The sequence below is a fragment of the Stenotrophomonas sp. Marseille-Q5258 genome (genome assembly GCF_946900935.1).
Classification (GTDB): domain Bacteria; phylum Pseudomonadota; class Gammaproteobacteria; order Xanthomonadales; family Xanthomonadaceae; genus Stenotrophomonas; species Stenotrophomonas nematodicola.
In genome coordinates, this window is sequence record NZ_CAMPPN010000017.1 from 100,138 (window position 1) to 115,537 (window position 15,400).

Genomic DNA, 15,400 nt, shown 5'->3' on the forward strand with positions numbered 1-15,400 from the left:
CTCGCCCCGGTGGTATTCCGTTCGCCTTCTCATAGCCGGTAGCCAATGAGCCTGCATCCCAAACTCCATGCCATCACCGAACGCATCGTCCAGCGCAGCGCCGCCTCGCGCGCCGCCTACCTGGCCGGCATCGACGCCGCGCTGCGCGACGGTCCGTTCCGTTCGCGCCTGAGCTGCGGCAACCTCGCCCACGGCTTCGCGGCCTGCGGCCCCACCGACAAGAGCCGCCTGCGCGGCGGGGTGACGCCGAACCTGGGCATCATCACCGCCTACAACGACATGCTGTCGGCGCACCAGCCGTTCGAGCGTTATCCGGACATCCTGCGCGACACCGCCCGCGAGCTCGGCGCCACTGCACAGGTGGCCGGTGGTGTGCCGGCGATGTGCGATGGCGTCACCCAGGGCCGCGGCGGCATGGAACTGTCGCTGTTCTCGCGTGATGTGATCGCACAGTCGACCGCGATCGGGCTGAGCCACGACATGTTCGATGCCACCGTGTACCTCGGTGTCTGCGACAAGATCGTGCCGGGCCTGCTGATTGGCGCGCTGGCCTTCGGCCATCTGCCGGCGATCTTCCTGCCGGCCGGGCCGATGACGCCGGGCATTCCGAACAAGCAGAAGGCCGAAGTCCGCGAGCGCTACGCGGCCGGCCAGGCAACCCGCGAGGAGCTGCTGGAAGTGGAAGCGGCGTCCTATCACGGCGCAGGCACCTGCACGTTCTACGGCACGGCCAATTCCAATCAGACGCTGCTGGAAGCAATGGGCGTGCAGTTGCCCGGTGCGTCGTTCGTCAATCCGGATACGCCGCTGCGCGATGCACTGACCCGTCATGCGGGCGCGCGTGCGCTGGAGATCAGTGCGCTGGGCGACGACTTCCGTCCGCTGGGCCGCCTGATCGACGAGCGCGCGATCGTCAATGCCATCGTGACGCTGATGGCGACCGGTGGCTCGACCAACCACACGATCCACTGGATCGCCGTGGCACGTGCCGCCGGGATCGTGCTGACCTGGGACGACATGGACCAGCTGTCGCAGCTGATTCCGTTGCTGGCGCGGGTCTATCCGAACGGCGAAGCGGACGTGAACCGCTTCGCGGCGGCTGGCGGCACGGCGTTCGTGTTCCGCGAGCTGATGGATGCGGGGCTGATGCATGCGGACCTGGACACGGTGGCGGTCGGCGGGATGCGCCAGTACGGGCAGGAGCCGGCCCTGCGCGACGGCGCGCTGACCTGGATCGATGGCATCACCGAGAGCGCCGACACCGAGGTGGTGCGCGGGGTGGCCGACCCGTTCGAGGCACAGGGTGGCCTGCGCCTGCTGCGCGGCAATCTGGGGCGTTCGCTGATCAAGCTGTCGGCGGTGAAGCCGCAGTACCGCACGATCGAGGCGCCGGCGGTGGTGGTGGATGCGCCGCAGGTGCTGAACAAGCTGCACGCGGCCGGGATGCTGCCGCATGATTTCGTGGCGGTGGTGCGCTACCAGGGTCCGCGTGCGAACGGCATGCCGGAGCTGCACTCGCTGGCGCCCTTGCTGGGCCTGCTGCAGAACCAGGGCCGGCGCGTGGCGCTGGTGACCGACGGCCGTCTGTCCGGCGCGTCGGGCAAATTCCCGGCGGCGATCCACATGACGCCGGAGGCATCGCGCGGCGGTCCGCTGGCGCGCGTGCGCGAAGGCGACATCATCCGGATGGATGGCGAGGCAGGCACGCTGGACGTACTGGTTGATCCGGCCGAATGGGCGGCGCGCACGCTGGCGCCGAACACGGCACCGGCAGCGCACGATCTGGGCCGCAATCTGTTCGCGATGAACCGCCGCCTGGTGGGACCGGCCGACCAGGGCGCGATTTCGATCTCGTGTGGGCCGGCTGCCGCCGACGGCGACATCTGGAACTACGACGCGGAGTACGAGCTGGGGCACGACGCCGAGGCAGCGCTTGCGCCGCATGAGGCCAAGGACGCCTGACGGTTTATCGCCGAGCGCGGCGGTGGGGTTTCCGGGACACGCCGTGAACCCGCCACCTCTCGACAGATGGCGGCGCCTCACTGGCTGATTCGCGACCGTTACGCGATTCACCAACCGCCTCACGACACAGTGCGGCGCTTTGTTGGCGTCGGCCAATTCGGTAGCGCCGGCCTCTGGCCGGCCTTTGGGATCTCCGGCCAACACCTGGTCGACCCGATCAACAGGAAGACATTTTCATGAGCATTGCCGAACACCAGAAACGCGCTGAATCCCTCCTCCACGCCGCCGGCATCCTGCCCGTCGTCACCGTGCACACCCTGGACCAGGCACGCGCGGTCAGTGCGGCGCTGCTGGAAGGCGGCCTGCCGGCGATCGAGCTGACGCTGCGCACGCCGATTGCGATGGAGGCACTGGCGATGCTCAAACGCGAGCTGCCGGACGTGGTGGTGGGCGCGGGCACGGTGTTGACCGTGGAGCAGATGCAGCAGTCGATCGATGCCGGCGCGGATTTCCTGGTGACGCCGGGAACGCCGGCGCCTATGGCCGATGCGCTTGCCGCGGCACCGTTGCCGGTGGTGCCGGGAGCGGCCTCGCCGACCGAAATGCTGGCGCTGTATGCACGCGGCTTCCGCGTCTGCAAGCTGTTCCCGGCCTCGGCGGTGGGCGGCCTGGCGATGATCAAGGGCCTGGCCGGTCCGATTCCGGACCTGAAGCTCTGCCCGACCGGCGGCATCACCGAAACCACCGCCGCAGAGTATCTGGAGCAGAAGAACGTGGTCTGCATCGGCGGCTCGTGGATGGTGCCGGGCAACTGGATCGACAACGGCGACTGGGACAAGGTGCGCGAGAGCGCGGCCCAGGCGGCGAAGATCGTGGCGCGCGTCCGCGCCAGGTGAGGCAACGGCGGCCGGGCATCGCCCCGCTGCCGCCGACGACACCGGCGCGGATTACATCGGTCGCGCCGGGTCCACCAGGCCGTACTGGCTGGCCATGCGTGCCAGGGCGATGTTGTCGCTGATGCCCATCTTTTCGAACAGGCGCGCCTTGTGCGTATTGACGGTCTTGGCACTGAGGCTCAGACGCTTGGCAATGTCCTCCTGGCGCAGGCCCTGGGTCAGCAGCAGGGCCACTTCCAGTTCGCGCGGCGACAGCGCATCGAACGGCGAGTGGCTGCCTTCCACGTTCGAGAGCGCCAGGTTCTGGGCGATGCTGCTGCCCAGGTAACGGCGGCCCAGCGCGGCGTCGCGTACGGCACGCAGCAGTTCCTGCGCATCGCAGGCCTTGCCGATGTACCCGGACGCGCCGGCTTCAAGCAGCCGCTTGGGCATGGGGCCGTCTTCCAGCACCGACACGATCACCACCCGCGTTCCGTGATCGCCACGGACCACGCGCTCGGTGACTTCCATGCCGCTGACGCCAGGCAGGTGCAGATCACACAGCACCACGTCCGGACGCAATTGACGGATTTCCGGCAGCGCGTCCTCGCCGGACTCGGCCTCGCCGACCACGTCCATGTCGGTCTCGTTGGAGAGGATCATCTTCATGCCGGTACGCACCAGCGCATGATCGTCCACCAGATACACTCGAATCGTCATGCACGTACCTCTTCAAACGCTGCTAACGGGGGCCAGCCTAACGGCGGGACACGACGATCACAAGAATGAACACGCATTGCATCGTCCATTCTGGTGTTGACATCACATCCGCTTCTGGAAGCCCCTTCCCCTTGCCTTTCAATGAAGGCAACCCTGGTTTACTCAGCCTATCGGCAACGACGCTCCCCGCGTCACCGCACCTCTCCCCGGTGCGATTCGTGCCGTGTCCGGGTCAGTTGCGATGCCGCCACGGGTGGCGGCGCCGGAACATCACCAGGAAACACCCTACCACCCAAACCACGGCGGCACACCACCCGGCCAGGATGTCGGACGGGTAATGCACGCCCAGATACACCCGCGACACGCTCACCAGCAGGGCGAACGTACCGGCCAGGATCAGCACCGGCCAGCGCCAGCGGGTGTCCCAGGCCAGCAGCATCAGGGTGACCGCCAGCGTCATCGAGCCCATCGCGTGGCCACTCGGGAAGCTGAATGTGCTCTCCGGGGCGATCGATTCCCACAGGCTGGGGCGGTCACGCTGGAAGAACTGCTTGCTGCCCAGGTTCAACAACGCCGAGCCCACGAAACAGATCGCCACGAAACTGGCTTCCCGCCAGCGTCGTCGCCACAGCAGCGCGGCCACGATGAGCACGTCGGCCGGGATCAGAAACCACTCGTAGCCCAGCTTGGACAGCAGCACGAAGAAGCGGTCCAGCCCGGGCGAATGCAGGCCATGCATCTTCCACAGCAGCGGCGCGTCGAAATGGATCGATTCCAGTTCGTGCACTTCGTCGGCCAATGCGACAAACCCGGCCAGCGGCAGCAGGACGCCCACGAACAGCAGGACAAAGCGCCACGCGTTGTGGCCCATCCAGTGGCGGAACCCGGCGGCCGGCTCCGGTGCGGCCAGCACCGTGGGCTTATCCGACACGTCGGACATAGGTCCGTTCGACGTAGTCGTCGATCAACGCCACGAAGTCCTGGGCGATGTTGTCGCCGCGCAGGGTCACCGTCTTTTCGCCGTCGACGAACACCGGCGCGGCCGGGGTCTCACCGGTGCCCGGCAGCGAGATGCCGATGTTGGCATGGCGCGATTCACCCGGCCCGTTGACGATGCAGCCCATCACCGCCAGGGTCATGTTCTCCGCGCCCGGGTGGCTCACTTTCCATTCCGGCATCTTGCCGCGCACGTGGTTCTGCACCACCTTGGCCAGCTCCTGGAAGAACTCGGAGGTGGTGCGTCCGCAGCCCGGGCAGGCTGTGACCAGCGGCGTGAACGCGCGCTGGCCGGTGGTCTGCAGCAGCTCCTGGGCCACGATCACCTCGGCGGTGCGCGACTGCCCCGGTTCGGGGGTGAGCGAAATGCGGATGGTGTCGCCGATGCCTTCCTGCAGCAGCACCGCCAGCGCCGCCGAGGAGGCGACGATGCCCTTGCTGCCGATGCCGGCCTCGGTCAGCCCCAGGTGCAGGGCAAAGTCCGAGCGCTGGGCCAGGTCGCGATAGACCGCGATCAGTTCCTGCACGCCGCTGACCTTGGCCGAAAGCACGATGCGATCACGCGGCAGGCCCAGTTCCACGGCCGTATGGGCCGAATCCAGCGCCGAACGGATCAGCGCCTCGCGCAGCACCCGGCCGGCATCCCACGGTTGTGCGCGCTGGCTGTTCTCGTCCATCAGGCGTGCGGCCAGCGACTGGTCCAGCGAGCCCCAGTTGGCGCCGATGCGCACCGGCTTGTCGTAGCGGATCGCGAACTCGATCAACTGGGCGAACTGGGTGTCCTTCTTCTTGCCGAAGCCGACGTTGCCCGGGTTGATGCGGTATTTGGCCAGGGCCTCGGCGCAGGCCGGTTCCTGGGTCAACAGCTGATGGCCGTTGTAGTGGAAGTCGCCGATCAGGGGGACGTCGATCCCCATCATCCGCAGCTTCTCGACGATACGCGGGATCGCCGCTGCCGATTCGGGGTTGTTGACCGTCAGCCGCACCATTTCCGATCCGGCCCGCCACAGCTCGGCCACCTGCTTGACGCTGGCGGCAACATCGGCGGTGTCGGTGTTGGTCATCGACTGGACCACCACGGGATGGCCACCACCGACCACCACGCCGCCAATGCGGACGGGCTGGGTCTGGCGGCGGGCCCACACGGTGGTGTCGGCGGGTTGGGTCGGTCGGGTAACGGCATCGTGCATCCGAGCATTTTAGCGCGCCCGGCGCGCGCGTAGGTGCCGGCCGTTGGACGGCACTCATTTTCGGTGCCGTCCGTCCGATGCGGCCGATTGTCGCAGGCAGCCGGCCCGCTGAACGCATACGATGGGCGGGCAATGACCGGTCCCGACGCCCCCTTCCTCCGAACGCTGTGCAGTCTGCGCTGGCTGGCCGTGGCCGGCCAGGCGGCCACCATCCTCGTCGCCACCTGGGTGCTGGGCCTGGAGCTGTCGCAGCGCCCCCTCTGGGCCGGCGTGGCGGCGCTGGCCCTGTTCAATCTCTACGCCCAATGGCGGGTGCATGACGCCGACACCGCGCCGCTCACCGCGTTCTGCCACATCCTGGTCGACGTCACCGTCCTGACCTGGATGGTCGGCTGGAGCGGCGGCATCGCCAATCCGTTCGGTTCGCTGTTCCTGATTCTGATCGCCCTGGCCGCGCTCGCCCTGCCGCTGCGCTGGACCCTGGCGGTGGCCGCCGCCTGTCTGATCGGCTATGCCGTCAGCGGCCTGTTCGGCGTTCCGCTGCCGGCCGGCTACTTCACCGCGATGCAGATGCACCAGTGGGGCGTGGTCTGCAACTTCCTGCTGTCGGCCACGGTGGTGCTGGTGTTCGCCACCCGGCTGGCCATCGCCCTGCGCCATCGCGAGCACGAACTGGCGCTGCTGCGCGAGCGCTTCGTGCGCAACGAAGGCATCGTCGCGCTGGCCACGCATGCCGCCTCGGTGGCGCATGAGCTCAACACGCCGCTGGCGACAATGACCCTGCTCGCCGACGACATCGCCGACCAGACCGACAGCAGCGAGGTCCGCGACGACGTGGAGACCCTGCGCGAGCTGCTGGTGCAATGCCGCGAACGCGTGCTGGCGCTGGCCCGCCCGGCGGCGGGCGAAAGCTCCGGCCGCGACCGGGTGACCCTGCCTCAGGTACTCGAACAGTGGCGACTGGTGCGCCCGACCATCACCCTCAAGCGCAATGACGATGCCCCGCTGGACCTGCCACTGGATCCCGGTATCGGCCACCTGCTGATGGTGCTGCTCAACAATGCCGCCGATGCCGGTGAGAAAGCCGAGCGCCCGCAGGTCGATCTCACCCTGCGCATCCAGGGCGAGGACCTGATCGGCGAAGTCCGCGATTACGGCCACGGTTTCGATGCGCGCCAGGCGGTGCTGCCCGGCACGCTCTTCAACAGCGGCAAGACCGAGGGCATGGGCGTTGGCCTGGCCCTGTCGCATGCCACCATCGAGCGGCTGGAAGGCGAACTGTGGATGCGTCCGGCCCACGGTGCCGGCACCCGCGTCGGCTTCCGCCTGCCCTTGTCCCCCCGGGAGACTTCCGCATGACCCCCTACACTCCGGTACCCGGCACCGCGCCGGCCCTCCACGGCCTGCTCGTCGACGACGACGAACTGTACCTGCGCACTCTGCAGCGCAGCCTGGCGCGAAAGGGCTTGGACACCGTCACCGCCAGCGACATCGCCTCGGCGCTGTTGCTGGCCCGTCAGCAGCCGCCGGCCTTTGCCCTGATCGATCTCAAGCTGGGCGCCGAATCCGGTCTGGCGCTGATCCAGCCGCTGCGCGCGTTGCGCGAGGACATGCGCATTCTGCTGGTCACCGGTTACGCCAGCATCGCCACCGCCGTGGAGGCGATCAAGCTGGGCGCCGACGACTACCTGCCCAAGCCGGCCACAGTGCCGATGATTCTGCGTGCGCTGGGCGAGGAAGACGACGGCCCGGCCGACGACGGCGATCTTGAGCCACCGGATGCGATGACCCCGATCAGTCGCCTGCAGTGGGAGCACATCCAGCAGGCCATGCACGAAACCGGCGGCAACGTCTCCGCCGCCGCGCGCCTGCTCGGCATGCACCGCCGTTCGCTGCAGCGCAAGCTGGCCAAGCGGCCGAGCCCCGAGCGCGACCCCAGCAGATAGCGCCGACCGTTGGTCGGCGCTACGGGTTGGGATGCGGTCAGGCCTTCAGGCGGGCCAGCAGCTCCAGCGTCACCGGGTCGGTGATGGCGGCCGCGTCGCCCTGCAACGCCGGCAGCAGCTGGCTGGCCAGCTGTTTGCCCAGCTCCACGCCGAACTGGTCGAAGGCGTTGATGTTCCAGATCAGCGACTGCACGTACACGGCGTGTTCGTACATCGCGATCAGGGCGCCCAGCGACTGCGGGGTGAGCGCGTCGAGCAGGATCATGGTGCTGGGGCGGCCGCCCGGGTAATCGCGGTGCGGGTCGTCGCTGCTCTGGCCATTGGCCAGTGCCTCGGTCTGCGCCAGCAGGTTGGCCATCAGCGCCTGGTGGTTGACCACATAGGGATCATCGTTGTGCACGCAGCCGATGAAATCGGCTGGAATGACACTGGTGCCCTGGTGCAGCGCCTGGAAGAAGCTGTGCTGCACGTCCGTGCCCGCCCCGCCCCACCACACCGGCACGGTGTCGGTGGTGACCGGGCTGCCGTCGCGCTGCACGCGCTTGCCCAGGCTTTCCATCACCAGCTGCTGCAGGTAGGCCGGCAGCAGCGCAAGCCGCTGGTCGTAGGTCATCACCGCATGGGTGGCATGGCCAAGCAGATTACGGTTCCAGATATCGGTCAGCGCATGCAGCACCGGCAGGTTCTGGTCCAGCGGTGCGTTCAGCGCGTGCGCGTCCATCTGCGCCGCGCCGTCGAGCAGCTGCTCGAAGCCCTTGAAGCCGATGGCCAGCGCGATCGGGAAGCCGACCGCCGACCACAGCGAATAGCGCCCCCCCACCCAGTCCCACATCGGCAGCACGCGGCCGGCGGCGATCGAGAACGCCTTGGCGGCGCGTTCGGGATTGGCACTGACGGCGTACAGACGATCGCTGCCGCCCAGCCAGTCGTGCAGGATCTGCCCGTTGAGCAGGGTTTCCTGGGTGCCGAAGGTCTTGGAAATCAGGATGCCGGCCGTGGTGGCCGGGTCCAGCGTGGCCAGCGTGCGCTGCATGGCCGCGCCGTCCACGTTCGATACGAAATGCACGCGGAAGCGTGCGCCACTCACCGGACGCAGCGCATCGGCGACCAGGCGCGGACCAAGGTCCGACCCGCCGATGCCGACGCTGACGATATCGGTGACGTTGGTCTGCTCCAGCGCCGTGATCAGTTCGCCCATCCGCGCCCGCACCTGCGCGGCGGTGGCGAAGGCCTCGCCCGCCACGGGTGCGCCACTGAGGTCGCCGCGCAGCGCGGTATGCAGCGCCGCGCGGCCTTCGGTCACGTTGACCGTTTCACCGCGGAACAGGCGCTGGAGGCCACCGGCGACATCGCATCCGGCCGCCAGGTCCAGCAACGCATCCAACGCCGCGCGGTCGACCTTCTGCCGCGCGAAATTGACGTACAACGGACCCACCCGCAGCCCCAACGTTCGTGCCCGCTCCGGTTCGGCAGCAAGCAGCGACGGGATGCTGGCGCCGCGCAGGCGCTGGGCATGGGAATGAAGCGGGTCGAATCCGTTGTGCTGTGTCATGCGGCCTGGGTCGGAATGGTGTCGTTGGTGTGGGAGATCTGGTTCTTGCCGTCCACATATACCAACTTCGGCTTGAAGCTGTCAGCTTCTTCTTCGCTCATGCTGGCGAAGGCGGCAATGATGATGATGTCGCCCACCTGCACGTGGCGCGCCGCGCCGCCGTTGAGCGAGACCACGCCGCTGCCGGCCTCGGCACGGATCGCATAGGTGGAGAAACGCGCACCGTTGGTGACGTCCCAGATATGCACCTGTTCAAACTCGCGGATGCCGGTGGCCTGCAGCAGGTTGTCATCGATGGCGATGGAACCTTCGTAGTTCAGCTCGGAGTGAGTGACGGTGGCGCGATGGATCTTGGTCTTGAGCAGGGAGAGGTGCATGGCACGCGACAACGGTAAAGGAAAGGGAAATTCTAGCACCCGGGCGGCAGGCGGCAGGGGGTGCGCCCTGCCCGCTGCCGGCGGTTCAGGCAGATGCCGGCGGCGGCGGGTGGCGCCCGGCGGGCCGCCGCCCGCCGGCTCAGAACTCCAGGTTGTCGATCAACCGGGTGGTGCCGATGCGGGCGGCGATCAGGGCCACGCGCGTGCCATCGTCGGCATCGGCCGGTTCGGACAGGTCCGGCAGGCGCACCACGGCGTAGTCGACCTGGAAGCCGGCGGCCTGCAGCGCGGCGGTGGCCTCCGCCTCGATCAGGGTGCGTGCCTTGCCGCCGATGAAGCCTTCGCGCATGGCCAGCAGCACCTGGTGGATGGTGGTGGACACCTGGCGATGCTCAGCGTTGAGGTACTGGTTGCGCGAGCTCATGGCCAGGCCGTCGGCCTCGCGCACGATGTCGCCACCGACGATCTGGATCGGGAAGGCCAGGTCCTCCACCATCTGGCGGATCACCGCCAGCTGCTGATAGTCCTTCTTGCCGAACGCGGCCACGTCCGGCTGGACCTGGTTGAACAGCCGCGAGACCACGGTGCAGACGCCGTCGAAATGGCCCGGGCGGTGCGCGCCTTCCAGCAGCCCGCTGATGCCGGGCACATTGACGCTGGCGGCCAACGCCACGCCGAACGGATACATCGATTCGACCGTGGGCAGCCACAGCACGTCGCAGCCGGCCTGCTGCAGGCCGGATGTGTCGGCCTCGGGCGTGCGCGGGTAGCGGGTGAAGTCCTCGTTCGGGCCGAACTGGGTCGGGTTGACGAAGACACTGGAAACCACGCGGTCGGCGTACTGCCGCGCCAGCGTCACCAGCGAGTAGTGGCCCGCGTGCAGGTTGCCCATCGTGGGCACCAGCGCGACGCGCAGGCCCTCACGCTTCCAGCCGTTGACGACGGCGCGCAGGCGGGACAGTTCGGTGACGGTGTCGATCATGAGGCGTAGGCGTGTTCTGCGTCGGGGAAGGAGCCGTCGCGCACGGCGTCGGCAAAGGCACGGACGGCGCCGGCGATGGAACCGCCCTCGGCCAGGAAATCCTTGACGAACTTGGGCCGGCGATGGCCGCTGTCCAGGCCGAGGAAATCATGCAGGACCAGCACCTGGCCGTCGCACGCCGGGCCGGCGCCAATGCCGATGGTCGGCACCGTCACGGCCGCGGTGACCGCAGCGGCCACCGGCGTGGGCAGGCACTCCAGCACCATGAGGGTGGCGCCCGCCTCGACCACGGCCTTGGCATCCTCGACCAGCTGGCGGGCAGCATCGCCACGCCCCTGCACGCGGTAACCGCCCAGACGCAGCACCGACTGCGGGGTCAGCCCCAGGTGCGAGCAGACCGGAATCTCGCGCTCGACCAGATAACGGATCACGTCCAGCTTGAAGCCGGCGCCCTCGATCTTGACCATCTCGGCACCGGCCTGCAGCAGGCGCACCGAGGCCTCGAAGGCACGTTCCGGGCTCGCGTCCGCGCCGAACGGCAGGTCGGCGATCACCAGCGCGCGCTGCACCACCCGGGCCACGGCGCGGGTGTGGTAGACCATGTCGTCGGTGGTGACCGGCAGGGTCGAATCGTGCCCCTGCACCACCATGCCCAGCGAGTCGCCGATCAGGATCAGATCGACCCCGTTGGCATCGAAACTGCGCGCGAAGCCAGCATCGTAAGCGGTCAACATCACCAGCTTCTGCCCGTTGCGCTTGGCCTCCGCCAGCGCGGGGACGGTCCAGGGCTTGCTGTCTGCGTGGGTACTCATGAGCTGATAACCGGTGGCGATAAGCCCCGCATTATCCTCCTATTGGAGCGATCCCGCAGGCCTCCACCTGCATTGCAGCATTCCGCACGCGGCCACGTCCTGGAATCAGCGCCTCACCGGCGATTTCAGCCAGCGGCAGCAACGCGAACGCACGTTCGTGCAGATGGGGATGCGGCACCTTCAACTGCGGCAGGTCGATGACCTCCTCACCGTACAGCAGCACATCCAGGTCCAGCGTGCGCGGCCCCCAGTGCAGGCCCGGCTCGCGGACCCGGCCGAAGTCGCGCTCGATCGCCAGCAGCGCCTCCAGCAGGACCGGGGCGGCCAGCGCGGTGTCCAGCACGGCAGCGGCATTGACGAAGGGCGGCTGGTCCACGTTGCCCCACGCCGGCGTGCCATACAACTGCGAGCGCGCCCGCAGCGTGGTGTGCGGCAGCGCCGCCAGCGCCTGGAACGCATCGCGCAGGGTCTGCGCGGCGTCCCCGAGGTTGGCGCCCAACCCGATACAGGCCAGGGTCACGGCTTACTCGCTGGCGGCAGGCCCGCCGACGGGCCGGCGACGGCGACGGCGACGCTTGCGCGGCGCACCGTCTTCCCCGTCCAGATCGGCATCGGCATGGGCCGCGTCGAGCGTGGAGTCCAGTTCATGGCCGGACTGCTGCTGGGCCTCGCGCCAGAACTCCACATCGGCCTGGTGCTCGCTGGAGGCTACCTGGCGCAGGACCAGGAAGTCGAACGCGGCGCGGAAGCGCGGGTGGGTCAAGGTGCGGAACACGCGCTTGCGCTGGCGCGAGCTGAAACGCCCCTGCAGCAGCCAGATCTCCTGCATCGGCAGCGAGAACCGGCGCGGCAGCGCAATGGTGGTGAGCTGGTGCAGGGTCACGCGGTCGGCGGCGCGACGCTGCGCTTCTTCCAGTGCCACGCCCTGCTTCTGCAGGGTGGCCAGCGCGCGGCAGAACGCCGGCCACAGCAGCAGCGCGAACAGGAACGACGGCGACACCGGCTCGTCATTGGCCACGCGCAGATCGGTGTTGTGCAGGCCTTCGATCACCATCCGGCGCAGCGCACCGCTGCGGTTGCTGCGCAACGCGGCCGCGCTCTCCGGGAACATCACCTGCAGCAGGCCGTAGCGTTCCAGCCCTTCGAAGCTGGCCACGCCGTGCCCGGACAGGAACAGCTTCAGCACTTCCTCGAACAGGCGCGCCGGCGCGGCTTCGGACAGCAGATTGGCCAGGCGCGGCAGCGGCTCGGCAGTGGCGTCTTCGATCTGGAACCCGAGCTTGGCCGCCAGGCGCACCGCGCGCAGCATGCGCACCGGGTCTTCCTGGTAGCGCTGCTCGGGATCGCCGATCAGCTTCATCAGGCGTGCCTGCACGTCTTCAAAGCCGCCGGTGTAATCGCGCACCGAGAAGTCTTCGATGGCGTAGTACAGCGCGTTGCAGGTGAAGTCGCGGCGGATGGCGTCGTCTTCGATGCTGCCGTACACGTTGTCGCGCACCAGCATGCCGTTTTCCATCTCGCGGTCGCCGCTGCCGTCATCGATGTTGGCGCGGAAGGTGGCCACTTCGATGATCTCGCGGCCGAACACCACGTGCGCCAGGCGGAAGCGGCGGCCGATCAGCCGGCAGTTGCGGAACAACTGCTTGACCTGCTCGGGCGTGGCGTCGGTGGCGACGTCGAAATCCTTGGGGCTTCCGTTCACCAGCAGGTCGCGCACGGCACCACCCACCAGGTAGGCGCCGAACCCGGAATCGCGCAGCCGGTACAGGACGCGCAGGGCGTTGGGGCTGATGTCCTTGCGGGAGATGTTGTGCTGGTCGCGCGGGATCACGCGCAGGCTGAACGGTGATGTAGCAGAGGAATTGATGTTGGCGCTTCCGGTTGAAGTTTCGGGATTGCCCAATGGCATCTAGGTCAATATACTAGCGCGCTGCGCAGTTCGCGACAAAGCCTGCTCCCTTCGTCTAGAGGTTAGGACGTGGCCCTCTCAAGGCTAAAACAGGGGTTCGAGTCCCCTAGGGAGCACCAGTCGTCGCGCAGAAAAGCCAAAAACCCCGCTCCGGCGGGGTTTTTGCGTTGGGCCGCCCGCCGCGCCCGCGCCAGCCAGGCCGCACGGGGCGGCCCGGCGTCCGGCCGCCCCGTCAGCCTTCCATCTGCTCCAGCTCCCTGCCCTTGGTCTCCTTGACATAGCGCAGGACGAAGAAGATCGACACCACCGCTGCGGCGGTATAGATGCCGTAGGCGCCGGCCAGGCCGATGCCGGCCAGCAGCATCGGGAACGTCACGGTGATGGCGAAGTTCGAGATCCACTGCGCCGCCCCGGCCACGGCCAGGCCCGACCCCCGGATCTGGTTGGGGAACATCTCGCCCAGCATCACCCACATCACCGGGCCCCAGGACATGTTGAAGAACACCACGTAGGCATTGGCCGCCACCAGCGCCAGCCTGCCCATCGCATCGGACAGCTGCAGCCGGCCGTCCATCAGCGTCCCGCTGGAGAAGGCCACCACCATCAGCGCCAGCGACACCGCCATGCCCACCGAGCCGATCCACAACAGCGGACGGCGGCCGATGCGGTCGATCAGCACCACGGTGAGCAGGCAGGCGCCGATGCTGAGCCCGCCGGACAGCACATTGATGAGCAACGCGTCGTTCTCCGAGAAGCCGACCGCCTGCCACAGCACCGCGCCGTAATAGAACACCACATTGATGCCGACCAGCTGCTGGAACACGGCCAAGCCGATCCCGACCCAGACAATGGGGCGCAGCCGGCCCGTGGTTTTGCCGAGCAGGTCGGAGAAGCGCGGGCGGTGCTGGTCCTGGGCAAGCGAGCCTTCGATCTCGGTGATCTTGAGCCGCGCCTCCTGCGCTCCGTAGAGCCGGGTCAGCACCGCCAGCGCCGCTTCCCGGCGGCCCTTGACCACCAGGAAGCGCGGGCTCTCCGGAATCACCATCAGCAGGGCCAGGAACAGCAGCGAGGGCAGCACCTGCATCCAGAACATCCAGCGCCAGGCCGCCTGGCCCAGCCACAGCGCCTCGGTGGAGGCGCCCGCCGCCCGCGCCAGCAGGTAGTTGCTCAGGAACGCGCAGAACAGGCCACCGATGATGGCCATCTGCTGCACCGTGGCCAGCCGGCCCCGGTACCGCGCCGAGGCCACCTCGGCGATGTAGGCCGGCGACATCACGCTCGCCGCGCCGACCGCGAAGCCGCCCATCACCCGCGCGATGATGAATACCAGCGAGCTGTGTGCCGCACCCGCCCCCAGCGCCGAGAACAGGAACAGTGCCGCGGCGATGATCAGCACCCCGCGCCGACCCAGGCGGTCGCCGAGCCGCCCGGCGAAGAACGCGCCGATCGCACAGCCCAGCAGCATCGAGGCCACCTCGAAGCCGATCCCGGCTTCACTGGAGTGGAAGGTCTGCTTGAGGCCGTCGACGGTACCGTTGATCACGCCGCTGTCGAAACCGAACAGGAAGCCACCGATGGTGGCCACGCAACTGATCAGAACAATGAAGGCGGTGTTCTCCCCGCGCGTGGCGAGGGTGGCTGACGCAGTGGACATGGGCGCATCCGGAAGGAAAAGGAAGGACGTGGATCAGCCCGGCGCGGACAGGGTGATGCGGTTCTCGCGGGCCTCCCGCCGCCCGCTACGCTGCGCCGTCACACTGTTCCCGCCCCCTGCTGTCCACCGGCAGCCATCATCTTGGCCGGGTCGCCGGCGGCGGTGCAATCGTGCACCGCCGCATGCCCCCGGCCCAGGCAGCACCTGCCTGCAATGGCAGAATGCAGAGCCCCTGCTCCTTGCTCTTATACACCTCTGACGCTGCCGACGATACTCCTTGTTCTGACCTTGATCGGTGGCAGTTCCTCCAAAAATAATACCCTTCTTTTTTCACCAACCACCCATTCCACCATCGTCTCCCGCCTCCCGTTCTTTCCCCACCCCCTCACCATCCTCACCCTCTCTCTTCTCCCCCTCTCACGCCT

General features: G+C 68.0%; 15 protein-coding genes and 1 tRNA gene. 5 read left to right on the forward strand and 11 right to left on the reverse strand.

Annotation, left to right across the window (positions count from 1 at the left end; translation table 11 throughout):
* Nucleotides 1-45: 45 nt before the first annotated feature.
* Together edd and OC534_RS13035 are read left to right on the forward strand one after the other, a co-directional pair.
* Nucleotides 46-1,962: a phosphogluconate dehydratase gene (edd, locus tag OC534_RS13030; RefSeq protein ID WP_017355958.1), complete on the forward strand. Its 1,917-nt coding sequence runs from the start codon at nt 46-48 to the stop codon at nt 1,960-1,962.
* Between the two features lie 236 nt (nt 1,963-2,198).
* Nucleotides 2,199-2,858, forward strand: coding sequence for a bifunctional 4-hydroxy-2-oxoglutarate aldolase/2-dehydro-3-deoxy-phosphogluconate aldolase (locus tag OC534_RS13035; RefSeq protein ID WP_136005853.1), 660 nt, complete (start codon nt 2,199-2,201; stop codon nt 2,856-2,858).
* A gap of 51 nt (nt 2,859-2,909) precedes the next feature.
* On the opposite strand, the gene OC534_RS13040 is transcribed toward OC534_RS13035, so the two are convergent.
* The 3 genes from OC534_RS13040 to ispG all read right to left on the reverse strand — a co-directional run bounded on the left by OC534_RS13040 (nt 2,910) and on the right by ispG (nt 5,743).
* A complete protein-coding gene (locus OC534_RS13040) occupies nt 2,910-3,557 on the reverse strand; it encodes a response regulator (RefSeq protein ID WP_136005850.1) in 648 nt (215 codons plus the stop codon).
* Between the two features lie 232 nt (nt 3,558-3,789).
* Nucleotides 3,790-4,497: a phosphatase PAP2 family protein gene (locus OC534_RS13045; protein WP_017355955.1), complete on the reverse strand. Its 708-nt coding sequence runs from the start codon at nt 4,495-4,497 to the stop codon at nt 3,790-3,792.
* The gene (gene ispG, locus OC534_RS13050; RefSeq protein WP_017355954.1) at nt 4,478-5,743 is read right to left on the reverse strand and encodes a flavodoxin-dependent (E)-4-hydroxy-3-methylbut-2-enyl-diphosphate synthase; all 1,266 of its coding nucleotides are present in this window, start codon (nt 5,741-5,743) and stop codon (nt 4,478-4,480) included. Before ispG ends, OC534_RS13045 begins: the two co-directional genes overlap by 20 nt.
* 132 nt (nt 5,744-5,875) lie before the next feature.
* Here ispG and OC534_RS13055 point away from each other — a divergent pair, with 132 nt between their 5' ends.
* Nucleotides 5,876-7,102, forward strand: a complete 1,227-nt coding sequence (locus OC534_RS13055) for an ATP-binding protein (RefSeq protein WP_017355953.1) — start codon at nt 5,876-5,878, stop codon at nt 7,100-7,102.
* Nucleotides 7,099-7,689, forward strand: coding sequence for a response regulator transcription factor (locus tag OC534_RS13060; protein ID WP_017355952.1), 591 nt, complete (start codon nt 7,099-7,101; stop codon nt 7,687-7,689). The genes OC534_RS13055 and OC534_RS13060 overlap by 4 nt, the downstream gene beginning before the upstream one ends.
* Before the next feature lie 37 nt (nt 7,690-7,726).
* Here OC534_RS13060 and pgi read toward each other — a convergent pair whose 3' ends face one another.
* The 6 genes from pgi to pcnB form a co-directional block, all read right to left on the reverse strand.
* Nucleotides 7,727-9,241, reverse strand: a complete 1,515-nt coding sequence (gene pgi / locus OC534_RS13065) for a glucose-6-phosphate isomerase (protein ID WP_136005846.1) — start codon at nt 9,239-9,241, stop codon at nt 7,727-7,729.
* Nucleotides 9,238-9,618 (reverse strand): aspartate 1-decarboxylase, encoded by a 381-nt coding sequence (panD, locus tag OC534_RS13070; protein WP_017355950.1) that lies wholly within the window; start codon nt 9,616-9,618, stop codon nt 9,238-9,240. Before panD ends, pgi begins: the two co-directional genes overlap by 4 nt.
* 139 nt (nt 9,619-9,757) lie before the next feature.
* On the reverse strand, nt 9,758-10,600 hold the full coding sequence (gene panC / locus OC534_RS13075) for a pantoate--beta-alanine ligase (RefSeq protein WP_166472867.1): 843 nt from the start codon (nt 10,598-10,600) through the stop codon (nt 9,758-9,760).
* Nucleotides 10,597-11,412, reverse strand: coding sequence for a 3-methyl-2-oxobutanoate hydroxymethyltransferase (gene panB, locus OC534_RS13080; protein ID WP_017355948.1), 816 nt, complete (start codon nt 11,410-11,412; stop codon nt 10,597-10,599). Before panB ends, panC begins: the two co-directional genes overlap by 4 nt.
* A 31-nt stretch (nt 11,413-11,443) precedes the next feature.
* Entirely contained in the window at nt 11,444-11,932 is a 489-nt protein-coding gene (gene folK / locus OC534_RS13085; protein ID WP_017355947.1) for a 2-amino-4-hydroxy-6-hydroxymethyldihydropteridine diphosphokinase, read from the reverse strand.
* Between the two features lie 3 nt (nt 11,933-11,935).
* Nucleotides 11,936-13,315 (reverse strand): polynucleotide adenylyltransferase PcnB, encoded by a 1,380-nt coding sequence (gene pcnB, locus OC534_RS13090; protein WP_136005958.1) that lies wholly within the window; start codon nt 13,313-13,315, stop codon nt 11,936-11,938.
* Between the two features lie 50 nt (nt 13,316-13,365).
* Between pcnB and OC534_RS13095 the strand changes: the two genes are divergently transcribed.
* A tRNA-Glu gene (locus tag OC534_RS13095) sits at nt 13,366-13,440 on the forward strand.
* Nucleotides 13,441-13,553: 113 nt separating this feature from the next.
* On the opposite strand, the gene OC534_RS13100 is transcribed toward OC534_RS13095, so the two are convergent.
* Together OC534_RS13100 and OC534_RS13105 are read right to left on the reverse strand one after the other, a co-directional pair.
* The gene (locus tag OC534_RS13100; protein WP_262071954.1) at nt 13,554-14,975 is read right to left on the reverse strand and encodes a sugar porter family MFS transporter; all 1,422 of its coding nucleotides are present in this window, start codon (nt 14,973-14,975) and stop codon (nt 13,554-13,556) included.
* Between the two features lie 245 nt (nt 14,976-15,220).
* A partial coding sequence (locus tag OC534_RS13105) for a hypothetical protein (RefSeq protein WP_262071955.1) occupies nt 15,221-15,400 on the reverse strand: 180 nt, incomplete at its 5' end.